13 protein-coding genes are annotated in these 13493 nt (G+C 73.5%); 4 read left to right on the top strand and 9 right to left on the bottom strand.

Annotated features, from left to right (window positions below):
* Together DTB53_RS17790 and dprE2 are read left to right on the top strand one after the other, a co-directional pair.
* Positions 1–1066: FAD-binding oxidoreductase (locus tag DTB53_RS17790; RefSeq protein WP_146777727.1), on the top strand; the 1066-nt coding region annotated here is incomplete at its 5' end.
* Positions 1067–1135: 69 nt separating this feature from the next.
* On the top strand, positions 1136–1891 hold the full coding sequence (dprE2, locus tag DTB53_RS17785; protein WP_012379390.1) for a decaprenylphospho-beta-D-erythro-pentofuranosid-2-ulose 2-reductase: 756 nt from the start codon (positions 1136–1138) through the stop codon (positions 1889–1891).
* Positions 1892–1895: 4 nt separating this feature from the next.
* On the opposite strand, the gene DTB53_RS17780 is transcribed toward dprE2, so the two are convergent.
* Both DTB53_RS17780 and trpS read right to left on the bottom strand, forming a co-directional pair.
* Complete coding sequence (locus DTB53_RS17780; protein WP_003966830.1) at positions 1896–2495, bottom strand: 2'-5' RNA ligase family protein; 600 nt, start codon at positions 2493–2495, stop codon at positions 1896–1898.
* A gap of 124 nt (positions 2496–2619) precedes the next feature.
* Complete coding sequence (trpS, locus tag DTB53_RS17775; protein ID WP_030702544.1) at positions 2620–3612, bottom strand: tryptophan--tRNA ligase; 993 nt, start codon at positions 3610–3612, stop codon at positions 2620–2622.
* Positions 3613–3915: 303 nt separating this feature from the next.
* On the opposite strand from trpS, the gene rocD reads away from it, so the two are divergent.
* Complete coding sequence (gene rocD, locus DTB53_RS17770) at positions 3916–5121, top strand: ornithine--oxo-acid transaminase (protein WP_042496334.1); 1206 nt, start codon at positions 3916–3918, stop codon at positions 5119–5121.
* Positions 5122–5238: 117 nt separating this feature from the next.
* Here rocD and DTB53_RS17765 read toward each other — a convergent pair whose 3' ends face one another.
* The 3 genes from DTB53_RS17765 to pdxR form a co-directional block, all read right to left on the bottom strand.
* On the bottom strand, positions 5239–6426 hold the full coding sequence (locus DTB53_RS17765; RefSeq protein ID WP_012379392.1) for a glutathionylspermidine synthase family protein: 1188 nt from the start codon (positions 6424–6426) through the stop codon (positions 5239–5241).
* Between the two features lie 5 nt (positions 6427–6431).
* A complete protein-coding gene (locus DTB53_RS17760) occupies positions 6432–6725 on the bottom strand; it encodes a hypothetical protein (RefSeq protein WP_003966834.1) in 294 nt (97 codons plus the stop codon).
* Positions 6726–6840: 115 nt separating this feature from the next.
* Positions 6841–8241 carry a MocR-like pyridoxine biosynthesis transcription factor PdxR gene (gene pdxR / locus DTB53_RS17755; RefSeq protein ID WP_012379393.1) on the bottom strand — a complete coding sequence of 467 codons (1401 nt, stop codon included), beginning with the start codon at positions 8239–8241 and terminating at the stop codon, positions 6841–6843.
* 47 nt (positions 8242–8288) lie between these two features.
* Between pdxR and DTB53_RS17750 the strand changes: the two genes are divergently transcribed.
* Positions 8289–8804, top strand: a complete 516-nt coding sequence (locus DTB53_RS17750) for a carboxymuconolactone decarboxylase family protein (RefSeq protein ID WP_003966836.1) — start codon at positions 8289–8291, stop codon at positions 8802–8804.
* Positions 8805–8900: 96 nt separating this feature from the next.
* Here the strand turns inward: DTB53_RS17750 and DTB53_RS17745 are convergent, their stop codons facing one another.
* The 4 genes from DTB53_RS17745 to DTB53_RS17730 all read right to left on the bottom strand — a co-directional run bounded on the left by DTB53_RS17745 (position 8901) and on the right by DTB53_RS17730 (position 13332).
* The gene (locus DTB53_RS17745; RefSeq protein ID WP_012379394.1) at positions 8901–9866 is read right to left on the bottom strand and encodes a serine/threonine kinase C-terminal domain-containing protein; all 966 of its coding nucleotides are present in this window, start codon (positions 9864–9866) and stop codon (positions 8901–8903) included.
* A gap of 3 nt (positions 9867–9869) precedes the next feature.
* Positions 9870–10250: a hypothetical protein gene (locus tag DTB53_RS17740; RefSeq protein ID WP_012379395.1), complete on the bottom strand. Its 381-nt coding sequence runs from the start codon at positions 10248–10250 to the stop codon at positions 9870–9872.
* Positions 10247–12124 carry an AbeC-like domain-containing protein gene (locus DTB53_RS17735; RefSeq protein ID WP_012379396.1) on the bottom strand — a complete coding sequence of 626 codons (1878 nt, stop codon included), beginning with the start codon at positions 12122–12124 and terminating at the stop codon, positions 10247–10249. Before DTB53_RS17735 ends, DTB53_RS17740 begins: the two co-directional genes overlap by 4 nt.
* Before the next feature lie 218 nt (positions 12125–12342).
* Positions 12343–13332, bottom strand: coding sequence for a malate dehydrogenase (locus DTB53_RS17730; protein WP_003966840.1), 990 nt, complete (start codon positions 13330–13332; stop codon positions 12343–12345).
* Between the last annotated feature and the right edge of the window lie 161 nt (positions 13333–13493).

The raw sequence follows: 13493 nt of genomic DNA, 5'->3' as shown, positions 1-13493 counted from the left end.
CTGGCTCCCGCCGGTCGTGCCGGGGACGGGCAGGGTGACGGTCGGCGGGGCGATCGGCTCCGATCTGACCGGCCTCGACCACCGCCGCTCGGGCTCGTTCGCGCGGCAGGTGAGCGCCCTGGAGCTGCTCACCGCCGACGGCGAGGTGCGTACGGTGCTGCCGGGCACCGCCCTCTTCGACGCGACCGCCGGGGGCCTGGGGCTGACCGGGGTGATCCTGGGCGCCACCCTGCGCCTCCGGCGCGTGACGACCGGGCTGATGTCCGTCTCCACCGAGCGCGCCGGGGACCTGGACGATCTGCTGGCCCGCTTCACCGCGGGCGGCGACCGGCTGCCGTACGCCTCCGCCTGGATCGACCTGACGGCCCGGGGCCGGGCGACGGGGCGCGGAATCCTCACCCGGGGGGAGCACGCGCCCGCCGATATGCGCCCGGCGCACGCGGGGCGCACTTCGCTCGCCCCGCGTTCCGGAGGGGCCCGGGGCCGGTTCCGGCTCCCCGGCTTCCCGCCGGTGCCGGGCGGGCTGCTGGGCCCGGCCTCGGCCGCCCTGTACAACGAGGTCCGCTACCGGGGCGCACCCCGCGCGCGGACCGGTGAGCTCCGGCCGGTCACCACCTTCTTCCACGCCGCGGACGCCTTCCCGGACGCGAACCTGCTGTACGGCCGGGGCGGCCTGGTGCGCTACCGCTTCGCCGTCGGCCACGGCCGGGAGGAGACCCTGCACCGGGTCGTGCGGCGGATCGCGGCGCGCCGGAGCCCCGCCGTGCGGGCCGTGCTCCAGCGGCTCGGGGCGGCGGACCCGGGAGGGCTGTCGTTCGCCGTGCCCGGCTGGTCCCTGGCCCTGGACCTGCCCGCGGCCCTGCCCGGCCTGGGCCGCTTCCTCGACGACGTCGACGAGGAGGTGGCGGCCGCCGGGGGCCGGGTCTGTCTGGCCGCGGACTCCCGGGTGCGGCCGGAGACGGCGGCCGCGATGTACCCGGGGCTCGCGGACTTCCGGGAGCGGCGGGCGCGGCTGGACCCGACCGAGGCCTTCCGCTCCGACCTGTCGCGCCGGCTGGGGCTGTAAGGCCCCACCTGCGGCGCTCCGCCGTTACCCGCGTTCCTCCCCCACACCCCACTTGACCAGGAGATTTCCGTGAAGGATGCCTTCGGCGCCCCGCAGTCCCTGCTCGTCCTCGGCGGCACCTCCGAGATCGCCCTGGCCACCGCGCGCCGGCTGATCGCCCTGCGCGCCCGCCGGGTCTGGCTGGCCGGGCGTCCCTCCCCGGCCCTGGAGTCGGCCGCCGCCGAGCTGCGCGGCCGGGGGGCCGAGGTGCGGACCGTCGAGTTCGACGCGCTGGACTCCGCCTCCCACGAGGTCGTCCTCGGCAAGGTCTTCGCGGAGGGCGACATCGACGTGGTGCTGATGGCGTTCGGGGTCCTCGGCGACCAGGCACGGGACGAGGAGGAGCCGATGGCCGCGGTCCGGGTCGCCCAGACCAACTACACGGGGGCGGTCTCCGCAGGGCTGGTGTGCGCCGGCGCACTCCAGGCGCAGGGGCACGGTTCGCTGGTGGTGCTGTCGTCGGTGGCCGGGGAGCGCGCCCGGCGCGCGGACTTCATCTACGGCTCCAGCAAGGCGGGGCTCGACGCGTTCGCGCAGGGGCTCGGCGACGCGCTCCAGGGGACCGGGGTGCAGGTGATGGTCGTGCGCCCCGGCTTCGTCCGGACCCGGGCCACGGCGGGGCGGCCCGAGCAGCCGTTCGCGACCGGCCCGGAGGAGGTCGCGGAGGCGATCGTCACGGGGCTGCGGCGGCGCTCGGAGAGCGTGTGGGTGCCCGGTTCGCTCCGGGTGGTGATGGCCGCCCTGCGGCACGTCCCGCGCCCGCTGTTCCGGCGGCTGCCGGTCTAGGCCCTCAGGGCCGCAGCGACGGGGCCGACGACGCGTCGATCGTGTAGCCGCCCTGGGCCGGGACGGCGGGCGTGCCGCCGCCCGCTCCGAACGGGAAGTCCCGGAGCTTGCGCCAGACGGCGTCCGGGCCCTGCTCGTACAGCGAGAAGGACCCGCAGGTCCAGGCGGCCTCGTACTCCGCGAGCTCCTCGTAGGCCCGGTCCATGGCCTCCTCGGCGATGCCGTGGGCCACGGTGACGTGCGGGTGGTAGGGGAACTGGAGCTCGCGCACCAGCGGGCCCGAGGCGTCCCGGACCCGCTTCTGGAGCCAGGAGCAGGCCGAGGCGCCCTCGACGACCTGGACGAAGACGACCGGCGACAGCGGGCGGAAGGTGCCGGTGCCGGACAGCCGCATCGGGAACGGCCGGCCGGCCGTGGCGATCCGTTCCAGGTGCGCCTCGATCGCGGGGAGGTCCGCCGACTGCGCCTCGGTCGGCGGCAGCAGGGTGACGTGGGTGGGAATGCCGAAGGCGGCAGGGTCCCCGAAGCTCGCGCGGCGATCCTGGAGCAGGCTGCCGTAGGGCTCCGGGACCGCGATCGAAACGCCGAGCGTTACGGTCCCCACGTCGTTCTCCTCCACCGTCGATGGTCGATTTTCGGTCAAGCCGTGTGGGCCGGGTTTCCGGCCCACACGTTCCGTCGCCGCAAGTGTGACCCCTGCGGCCATGATCTCGCCAGGGTCCTTGGACTCAGTGCTTGGCGGGCAGGAAGCCCATCCGGTCGTACGTCTGTGCCAGGGTCTCCGCGGCGACGGCCCTGGCCTTCTCCGCTCCCTTGGCCAGGATGGCGTCCAGCGTCTCCGGGTCGTCCAGATACTGCTGGGTCCGGGACCGGAAGGGAGTGACGAATTCCACCATGGCCTCGGCCAGATCCGTCTTCAGCGCACCGTAGCCCTTGCCCTCGTAACTCCGTTCCAGGTCCTCGACGGGGCTGCCGGAGAGGGTGGAGAGGATCGTGAGCAGGTTGCTGACGCCCGGCTTCTCCTCGGCGTCGAAGCGGATCACCGTGTCGGTGTCGGTGACCGCGCTCTTCACCTTCTTCGCGGTGACCTTCGGATCGTCGAGGAGGTTGATGAGGCCCTTCGGCGTGGAGGCCGACTTGCTCATCTTCACCGCCGGGTCCTGGAGGTCGAAGATCTTCGCCGTCTCCTTGAGGATGTACGGCGCCGGGACGGTGAACGTCTGTCCGTACCGGCCGTTGAACCGCTCGGCGAGGTCGCGGGTCAGCTCGATGTGCTGGCGCTGGTCCTCGCCCACCGGCACCTGGTTCGCCTGGTAGAGCAGGATGTCCGCGACCTGGAGCACCGGGTAGGTGAAGAGGCCGACGGTGGCCCGGTCGGCCCCCTGCTTGGCGGACTTGTCCTTGAACTGCGTCATCCGGGACGCCTCTCCGAAGCCGGTGAGGCAGTTCATCACCCAGCCGAGCTGGGCGTGCTCGGGCACATGGCTCTGGACGAAGAGGGTGCAGCGCTCCGGATCCACACCGGCCGCCAGCAGCTGCGCCACGGCGAGCCGGGTGTTGGCCCGCAGCTCCGCGGGGTCCTGCGGGATCGTGATCGCGTGCAGGTCCACGACCATGTAGAAGGCGTCGTGGCTCTCCTGCAGCGCCACCCACTGGCGCACCGCGCCCAGGTAGTTGCCGAGGTGGAAGGAGCCCGCGGTGGGCTGGATCCCGGAGAGCACGCGCGGACGGGCGGCCGCACCGGTGCGGCCCGTCTGCGGCTGGTCGGTGGGGAGGTCAGAGGCCATGGCCCCATTGTCTCAGGTACGGGGGCGGTCTCCGGCAGCCGGTGCGGGGCGGAAAGGGCGTGTGGCCGCCGAAGGGCGGAGCACGGGAGCGCACGGCTGAGACGAACCGCACATTTCGGCCGCCCGGCGTGCGACGGCGGGCGCGCCGGGCGATGGAGGTTTCCCGGCGCGGGTTCCGACCGACGATACAAAGTGGGCACCACCCCCCGCCCACGCCGCACGACGAACGGAGATCCCGTGTCGATCACGGAAACCGCCATCGCCTCCGCCGAGGCGCACAGCGCGCACAACTACCACCCGTTGCCGGTCGTCGTGGCCTCGGCGGAGGGCGCCTGGATGACCGACGTCGAGGGCCGCCGGTACCTCGATCTGCTCGCCGGATACTCGGCGCTCAATTTCGGCCACGGCAACCGTCGGCTCATCGACGCGGCCAAGGCGCAGCTGGACCGGGTGACGCTGACGTCCCGGGCCTTCCACCACGACCGGTTCGCCGAGTTCTGCGCGGAGTTGGCGGCGCTGTGCGGCATGGAGACGGTGCTGCCGATGAACACCGGGGCGGAGGCCGTGGAGACCGCGGTGAAGACCGCCCGCAAGTGGGGCTACCGGGTCAAGGGCGTGCCGGACGGCATGGCGAAGATCATCGTGGCGTCGGACAACTTCCACGGCCGCACCACGACGATCGTCAGCTTCTCCACCGACCCGGAGGCGCGGGCCGACTTCGGCCCCTACACCCCCGGCTTCGAGATCGTCCCGTACGGGGACCTCACCGCGATGCGGGAGGCGATGACCGAGAACACCGTGGCGGTGCTGATCGAGCCGATCCAGGGCGAGGCCGGGGTGCTGGTGCCGCCGGCCGGCTATCTCCCCGGCGTGCGGGAGCTGACCCGCGAGCGGAACGTGCTGTTCATCGCGGACGAGATCCAGTCGGGGCTGGGGCGTACCGGGAAGACGTTCGCGCTGGAGCACGAGGGTGTGGTGCCGGACGTGTACCTGCTGGGCAAGGCGCTCGGCGGCGGGGTGGTCCCGGTGTCGGCGGTCGTCTCGTCGGCGGACGTCCTCGGGGTGTTCCGGCCCGGCGAGCACGGCTCCACGTTCGGCGGGAACCCGCTGGCCTGCGCGGTGGCGCTGGAGGTGATCGCGATGCTGCGGACCGGTGAGTACCAGCAGCGGGCGGCGGAGCTGGGCGACCATCTGCACCGGGAACTGGGCCTGCTGACGGGCGGCGGAGCGGTGGAGGCGGTGCGCGGCCGGGGGCTGTGGGCGGGCGTCGACATCGCCCCGGCGCTGGGCACCGGGCGGGATATCTCGGAGCGGCTGCTGGAGCAGGGGGTGCTGGTGAAGGACACCCACGGCTCGACGATCCGGATCGCGCCGCCGCTGGTGATCTCCAAGGAGGACCTGGACTGGGGGCTGGACCGGCTCCGGGCGGTGCTGAAGGGGTGAGGCCGCCGGGGTGCGGGGCGGCCCGCGTCCGGGGCGGGTGCGGGTCCGGGGCGGCCTGAGCCGCTGCCGTACCCGCACCCGTACCCGCGTCCCGCGTCCCGCGAGAACCCCGGCGGGTCAGAGGATGACGTGCGGCAGGAAGCGGGCGTACTCGTCCGTGACCGGGCCCGCGGACTCCCGGATGCCGAGGCCCGCCGCCTCGTTCTCGACCACCCACGCGCCGAGCACCACCCGGTTGCCGTCCACGTCCGGCAGCGGGGCCAACTCCTGGTAGCAGCAGGGCTCGTCGCGCAGGACGGACGGCGAGCCGGGGCCGTGCAGGTCGACCCCGGCGCCCTCCCGGCCGAGCAGCGGCTTGGAGACGTACCCCGCCCCGCCGGGCCCGGCCAGCTCGCGCGGGCCGTCGAGGTAGGCGGGCAGCAGGTTCGGGTGGCCGGGGTACAGCTCCCAGAGGATCGCCAGCAGCGCCTTGTTGGAGAGGAGCATCTTCCAGGCGGGCTCGATCCAGCAGGTGGTGCCGGAGCCGCCGCCGTTGTCGAGGGTGTCCAGCACCCGCGGGCCGAACCGGTCCGTGGCCAGCCACTCCCAGGGGTAGAGCTTGAAGCAACTGCGGATGAAGCGCAGCCGGTCGTCGACGAACCGGCCCGAGAGCCGGTCCCAGCCGATCTCCTCCACGGAGAGCGCGAGCGTCTCCAGGCCGGCCTGGTCGGCGGTCTCGCGCAGGTACGCGACCGTCATCAGGTCCTCGCCGAGCTCGTCCCCGTCGGAGTGGACGAAGTGCAGCGGGCCGGGCGGCAGCAGCGGCGCCTGCCGCTTCCAGGCGTCGACCAGCCGCTCGTGCAGCGAGTTCCACTGGTCGGCCCCGGGGAACCGGTCCTCCATCCAGAACCACTGGGCGCTCGCCGCCTCCACCAGCGAGGTCGGGGTGTCGGCGTTGTACTCCAGCATCTTCGCCGGGCCGCTCCCGTCGTACCGCAGGTCGAACCGCCCGTACACGGAGGGCAGTTCGGTGCGGCGGCGCCAGGACTCGGCGATCAGCCCGGCCAGCCGCGGGTCGGTGATGCCGAGGTCGGCGAAACGCTCCTCCTCCACGATGTGGGCGGCGGCGGCCAGGCACAGGGTGTGCAGATCCTCGACGACCTCCTCCAGCGCCTCGACCTCGGGCAGCGAGAAGACGTAGTAGGCGCTCTCGTCCCAGTACGGGCGCAGCGAGTCGTCCGGGTAGCGGGTGAGCGGGTAGACGACGCCCTGCGACTCGACGGTCTCCTGCCAGCCGGGGCGCGGCTCGATCGTGCGGCGCTCCATGTCGCTCAGCCCCCGCCGGACTTCGAGCAGCCAAAACCGCCGCGGTCGACCGCGGACTTGTCGAAGCTGCCGCCCTGCACCTTGCCGTCGGAGGTGTCGCCGCCGTAGTAGTACGAGCCGCGTCCGCCGCCACCGCCGGAGCCGCCGCCGCTGCGGCACTCGGAGCTCGGCAGGGTCTTCTGTGTCGTGCGGTCCGCGCAGCGCTTGTCCGGCTCCGAGCCGCAGGACGTGATCGTCAGGGCCAGCAGCCCCATACCGCCGAGCACGACGGTGCTCGACCTCAGCCTTCGTGTGACCATGTGCGCTTCTCCCCCGTGGTGCGCAATCGGATCCGGTGCCCCTTTTACGCCACCGGACCTCTTGTCAGACTAGTTCTACGCAGAAGCAGTTCGAAACCTGCATTCTGCGGGGACCTCACGGCAACACCCGGCACAGGGCGTCGAGCGCACCCGCCCAGGCGCTCTCCGACGGCGAGCCGTAGCCGATCACCAGGGCGTCACGGCCGGCCGGGGCGTCCGGGTGGCGGTAGCGCGCGAGGCCGTCCAGTGCCAGCCCCTGGAAGGCCGCCGCCTGGACGACCGACCGCTCGGCGCCCGGCGGGAGTTCGAGGACCGCGTGCAGCCCGGCCGCGATGCCGCTGACCTCGATGCCCGGCGCGCGCTCGGCGAGCGCCGCGACGAGCTGGTCGCGGCGGCGGCGGTAGCGCAACCGCATGGAGCGCACATGGCGGTCGTACGCCCCCGAGGCGATGAACTCCGCGAGCGTCAGCTGGTCGGGCGAGCCGGACATCCAGTCGGACACCCCCTTCGCGGCCACCACCTCCCCCACCAGGCTCCGGGGCAGCACCATCCAGCCGAGGCGCAGCCCCGGGGCCAGCGACTTGCTGGCGGTGCCGAGATACACCACCCGCTCCGGGTCGAGGCCCTGGAGCGCCCCCACCGGCTGCCGGTCGTAGCGGAACTCCCCGTCGTAGTCGTCCTCCAGGACCAGCCCGCCGGTGGACCGGGCCCAGTCCACGGCGGCGGCCCGCCGGTCCGGGTGCAGCGGTACGCCGGTGGGGAACTGGTGCGCCGGGGTGAGCAGGACCGCGCCGGCGCCGCGCAGCGCGGCCGGCTCGTCGGTCCGGGACCCGTGTTCGTCCAGGGCCAGGCACGGAGTGCGCAGCCCGGCTTCGGTGAGCAGGCTCGTATGGAGGTCGAGGTGGTACGACTCGACGGCGATCTCCCGGACCCGGCGCTGCCGCAGCACCCGGCCCAGCAGGGTCAGCCCGTGCGCGAAGCCGGAGCAGATCACGATGCGCTCCGGGTCGGCGTACACCCCGCGCGCCCGCGCCAGATACTCGGCCAGCACGGTGCGCAGTTCGACGCGGCCGTGCGGATCGCCGTAGCCGAAGGCCTCGTCGGGCGCGGCGGTGAGCGCCTTGCGGGCGGCCCGGAGCCAGGCGGCGCGCGGAAAGGCGGAGAGGTCGGGCGAGCCGGGCTTCAGGTTGTGCCCGGCCCCGGCCCGCACCGGCGCGGAACGGGCCGCCGCGAGGCCGGTCCGGCGCGGCGCGGAACGCTGGGCGACCCGGGTCCCCGAGCCCTGCCGGGCGGTGAGCCAGCCCTCGGCGACCAGTTCGGCGTAGGCGTCGGCGACCGTGTTGCGGGCGACGCCCAGGTCGGCGGCGAGCGCCCGGGAGGAGGGCAGCCGGGTGCCGGGCGTCAGGCGGCCGGTGCGCACCGCGTCCCGCAGCGCCTCCATCAGACCGCTGCGCAGCCCCTGGCCGACCGGTTCCAGATGCAGGTCCCTACCGAAAGTGGCCCAGGAATCCGTCATGCCAATGGACCATACCGGGGTGCCACCGGGGACGTAGCGTCGTCCTCATGACCTCGACGCACGAGCACCACCACGCCCCGGCCGACCTCTCCCCCGAGCACCCGCCCCGGATCTCCGTCTCCCAGCTCCTCCCGGACGTCTACAAGGCGATGGTCCGGCTCGACATCGCCGCCCGCAAGGGCCTGGACCCCGTCCTGGTCGAGCTCGTGAAGATCCGGGCCTCGCAGCTCAACCAGTGCGCGTTCTGCCTGGACATGCACAGCAAGGACGCGCTCGCGGCGGGCGAGTCCGTCGAGCGGATCGTCCAGCTCAGCGCCTGGCGGGAGTCGCAGCACTTCTACACCCCGAAGGAGCTGGCCGCGCTGGCCCTGACCGAGGCGGTCACCGTCCTGACCGACGGCTTCGTCCCGGACGAGGTGTACGCGGACGCCGCCGGGCACTTCGAGGAGGCCGAGCTGGCCCAGCTGATCGCGGCCATCACCGTGATCAACGCCTGGAACCGCTTCGGTGTCACCGGCCGCCTGGCTCCGGGCCACTACACGCCGGGCGACTTCACGAGCTGAGCGCTCCCGGCCGGGTCCGTCCCGGCCGGCCGCTCCCCGGGCTCCCGCGCCCGGCCGCTCCGGGGGAACGCCCGTCGGACCGGGGGGCCGTACGGCTCAGAACGGGCTGCCGTACGGGTCGAAGTGGGTCACGGCGATGTCGAGGATCTCCTCGTGGCGTGGCCACTGGCTGTCGGGGGCGCCGACCAGCACCGCGTAGAGCCGGCCGTCCGACGCGGTGAAGACCCGCTCCACGACCTGCCGTCGGCCGCCGGACTCCTCGCTGTCGTACGCGTACACCAGCTCGGCCGCCTCGCCGCCCTTCGGGTTGTCGACGGACCCGATGCGGATCTCCTCGAAACCGGGGTTGTCGCTGAGCCCCTCGGAGGCCGCGGCCACCGCGTCCAGCGCGGTCATGCCCGGCTCGGACACCCGGAAGACCTGGACCAGCTCGGTGCCGTCGAGCGGCTTGTAGAACACCGCGCCGGCCTCCTCCGAACGCTCGCTCCACTCCTCGGGCACGGCGATCCGGAAGCCCTTCACATCGTCCCGGAAGAGGAAACCGGGGGGCGGCGCGGCGTCCGGGGACGCGGTGTCCGAGGCGTCGGGCAGGGCCTCGCCGGTGGGGTCGTCGGCCCCGGTCGCCGGGTCGGACGGGTCCGTGAACCGATCGGCCGGTGCGCTCGCCGTCCGCCCCCGGGCGTCGTCCCGGCCGCCGTCGTCCCCGCCCGCGAGCAGGAACCAGAGCACCGCCGCCCCGGTGGCGAGCACCGCCACGGCGAGCCCGGCGCCCAGCGGGGTGATCCGGTCGCGCGAGGACCGGGGGGCGGTGGGCGTCGCGTGGTGCCCGGTGATGTCGTCGTACGGGCCGGGCGGGCCCTGTACGGCATGGGGCCCGGCCTCGGCGTACGGGCCGGGAGCCTGCGGGGCCCGCGGGTCCGCCGACGGCATCGGCGGGCCGGGGGGCACGGGCGGCACCACCGGAGGCGCGAAGGGCCGCGCGGGCGGCGGGTGGGCGCCCGGCGGCTCGGCCTCCCAGCGCTGCTCCTCGTCGTTCCAGCGCACTCCGCCGCCCCCGCTCATCGCTCAGCCCCCCAGCAGGGCGGCCAGCGCCTCGCCCACCGCGACGCCGGACGCCAGGGTCCCGGTGAGGGTCCCGGCGGCGGTCAGGGCCTGCTGAAGCCGGGCGAGGCGGCCCGGCTCGGCGGCGCCCGCCGTCTCGATCTCGTCCGCCACCGAGACGAGCTCCGCGTCGAGGATCTCGGTGGTGTCGGAGGCGGTGAACCGGGCGAGGTCGGCGCGCAGCTCCCGTACGGCGCGCAACAGCTCGGCCTGGGCCTCGTCGGCGGATGCCGGGTGCTGGTGCCGGGTGACCGTGTTGTGGTCGCCGACGGCGAAGACGCTGCCGGTCACCGAGCCGATGTGCACGGTGCGCGGCGGCTGCTGGTCAGGGGTCTGCCCGGTCATTTCTCTCCTGCTCTCGGCTCTTTCGGCGGCTCTTTCGGCTGTCGGTCCGACGAGGCGGCGGGCCCCTTACCGGTGCCGGGCCCCTTCCCGGTGCCGGGGCCCTTCCCGGTGCCGGGGCCGCTTCCGGTGCCGGGGGGCTTCTGCGGGCCGGAGCGCCGGACGTCGTTGTGGTCGCCGATCCCGATCGCGCTGTCCTTCGCGGACCCGATGAACACGCCGCCCGCGCCGATGTTGACGATCTTCTGCTCGAACTCGTCCGTCTCGTAACCGGCTTCGCGCAGCGCCAGCCGGACTCCGCCGTTCACCCGGTCCTCGATGCTCTTCAGATACCGGTTGATGTCCATGTCCTGGAAGAGGGAGGCCTCCTCGTCGGCGCCCAGCTGCCGGACGGAGAACGCGGGCCCCTCCGGCAGCGCCCCGGAGTTCCCCGCCGTGAGGACCCGCCAGGAACTCACCGCGCCGCGCCCCAGGGTGACGATCGAGTCCACCAGGGAGGCCGGGGTGTGGGACACCGCCCAGACCGCCCTGCCGAACCAGTTGTTGTTGCGGTGCCGGTGGGCGATCCGGTCCGCGTCGCGGAACAGCGGGTGCACGGGCATCAGGACGTGCGGGGCGACCTCCAGCATCAGCATCCCGCCCTGGGTGTGGACCCGGACGAAGACGGTGACGACGACCTCCTCGTTCCAGCCGCCGACCCGGATGCGGAGGAAGTGCCGCCGGCTCTCGCCGCCCTCCTCGATGGCGCGGGCCCGGTGCTCCTCGAACGCCCCGGGACCGTAGGGGGCGTCCTCGCGGCGGACCATGCCGACCATCGGCAGGAAGACGCACTCGTCGATCACCAGCTCGCGCAGCCGGTCCCGGACGGCGGCGGCGCCCTCGGCGGACCCGTGCGGCGACGGCACCCGCAGGGCCTCCAGCAGCGGCACGATCCGGCGCAGGATCTGCCCGTTGCCGAGCGGTTCGGCGGGGCCGTCCTCGCTGGGCCTGAGCTCGACCGCGAGGTTCCACGGCCGGTAGGGCGTCCCCGCTCCGCAGAACGGGTCCTGTTCGCCGTACATGATGAGCGGGGCGTGCTGTTCCAGCCGGATGCGCTGCTGGAGCCGCCGGAAGCGGGCGTCCGTCGTGTGTTCGGCGGGGTCCGCCGCCAGGTCGGAGAAGTGCTGCCGGGACAGCTCCTCGGTCATCACCCGGGCGAACCGGCCGCGCCGGAGGCCGACCATGACCACGAGCGCGACGATGGCCAGAACGGCCACCCAGGCGAACACGGTGACCACGTCGAGGATGTCCGGGCCGGAGCTGGAGTAGCTGTCGGCCCCGAAGGGGTCGGTGTCGGACGGGTAGGGCGCGGTCGGGTCGTACGGATCGGGGCTCTCGTCCGGGTCGTCGTCCCCGAACAGGCCGGTGACGGCGCCCGCGAAGATCAGGGAGACCCCGAGGACCAACAGCCCCCGCCCGTACCAGCGCAGGAGGAAGGCCGCGACCCTCCGGAGGACGGACGGGTTCCGGCCGGTCCCCCGGATCCAGTGCGCCGCGGCCAGCAGAAAGCACGGCAGGAGCAGCGCCCCGAAGAAGCCCCCGGTGAGGACCGCGGTCACCAGCCAGACGCCCAGGATGGCCGCCGCCCACCGGCGTTCGGCGCGGCGGGCGCGCAGGGCGTGGGCGAGGACCCGGGCGGCGTCGAAGCCGGGCGACGGGGCGACGACCCGGTGCTCCTGGACGTACAGCTGGTCGATGACCGCGTTCCGGTAGCCGTCGTGCAGATGGGCCCCGGCGCAGAGGAGTCGGGACGCCTCGCTCGTGGCGGGGTCGACGGGCGGTTTCCCGAGCAGATCGTCCTGGCCCCGCGACGGCCGCGGCACGGCACTCCCGGTCACCGTCTCCTCTTTTCCCTCTGGCGCTTCCCACCGCCCCGGCCCCGGGGCCGTACGGAGACGGGGCGGGGAACGGGCGGCGAAGATCGAAAGGAGCCAACTTTAGCGGCGCCGGGGAGACTTGGTCAGGCGATTGTCGGCCAACTCCGCACGGACGGGAAAACGCGGAAACGCCCCCGGGGCGGGTGCCGCCGGGGGCGTTCGGGGTTCCGCGGTGCGGATCAGATCAGGCCGAGCTCGCGGACCGCGTCGCGCTCCTCGGTGAGCTCCTTGACCGACGCGTCGATGCGCGTACGGGAGAACTCGTTGATGTCCAGGCCCTGGACGATCTCGTACTTCCCGTCCTTCGTGGTGACCGGGAAGGAGGAGATGATGCCCTCGGGGACGCCGTAGGAGCCGTCCGACGGGATGCCCATCGAGGTCCAGTCACCCTCGGCGGTGCCGTTGACCCAGGTGTGCACGTGGTCGATGGCGGCGTTGGCGGCCGAGGCGGCCGAGGACGCGCCGCGGGCCTCGATGATCGCGGCGCCGCGCTTGGCGACGGTCGGGATGAAGGTGTCGGCGAGCCACACCTCGTCGTTGACGGTCTCGGCGGCGTTCTTGCCGGCGATCTCCGCGTGGAAGATGTCCGGGTACTGGGTGGCCGAGTGGTTGCCCCAGATCGTCAGCTTCTTGATGTCGGAGACGGCGGCGCCGGTCTTGGCGGCCAGCTGCGAGATCGCGCGGTTGTGGTCCAGACGGGTCATCGCGGTGAAGCGCTCGGCCGGTACGTCCGGGGCGGCGGCCTGCGCGATGAGCGCGTTGGTGTTGGCCGGGTTGCCGACGACGAGGACCTTGATGTCGTCCGCGGCGTGGTCGTTGATGGCCTTGCCCTGCGGCTTGAAGATGCCGCCGTTGGCGGCGAGCAGGTCGCCGCGCTCCATGCCCTTGGTGCGCGGGCGGGCGCCGACGAGCAGGGCGACGTTCGCACCGGCGAAGCCGACGTTCGGGTCGTCGGTGATCTCGATGCCGCGCAGCAGCGGGAAGGCGCAGTCGTCGAGCTCCATCGCGGTGCCCTCGGCGGCCTTGAGGCCCTGCGGGATCTCCAGGAGGCGCAGGTTGACCGGCACGTCCGGGCCGAGCAGGTGGCCGGAGGCGATGCGGAAGAGCAGCGCGTAGCCGATCTGGCCGGCTGCGCCGGTCACGGTGACATTCACGGGAGTGCGGGTCATGGCGGTCTCCGTTTAGACAGCTGGCGGTGGGGGTCCCGGCCCCTGGTGCCGGACCCTGGTGCTGGACACCCTCCCCGCCGCGACCAATCTTGACGTGAAGAGATATCCAGCGGTCAGGCTATCGGACCCGGCCCGGCGGGGCCGCCCGGCCCCCTGTGGCA

Origin of the sequence: Streptomyces griseus, assembly GCF_900460065.1 — a bacterium.
Taxonomy (GTDB): domain Bacteria; phylum Actinomycetota; class Actinomycetes; order Streptomycetales; family Streptomycetaceae; genus Streptomyces; species Streptomyces griseus.
This window is presented reverse-complemented; position numbering and strand designations above follow the sequence as displayed.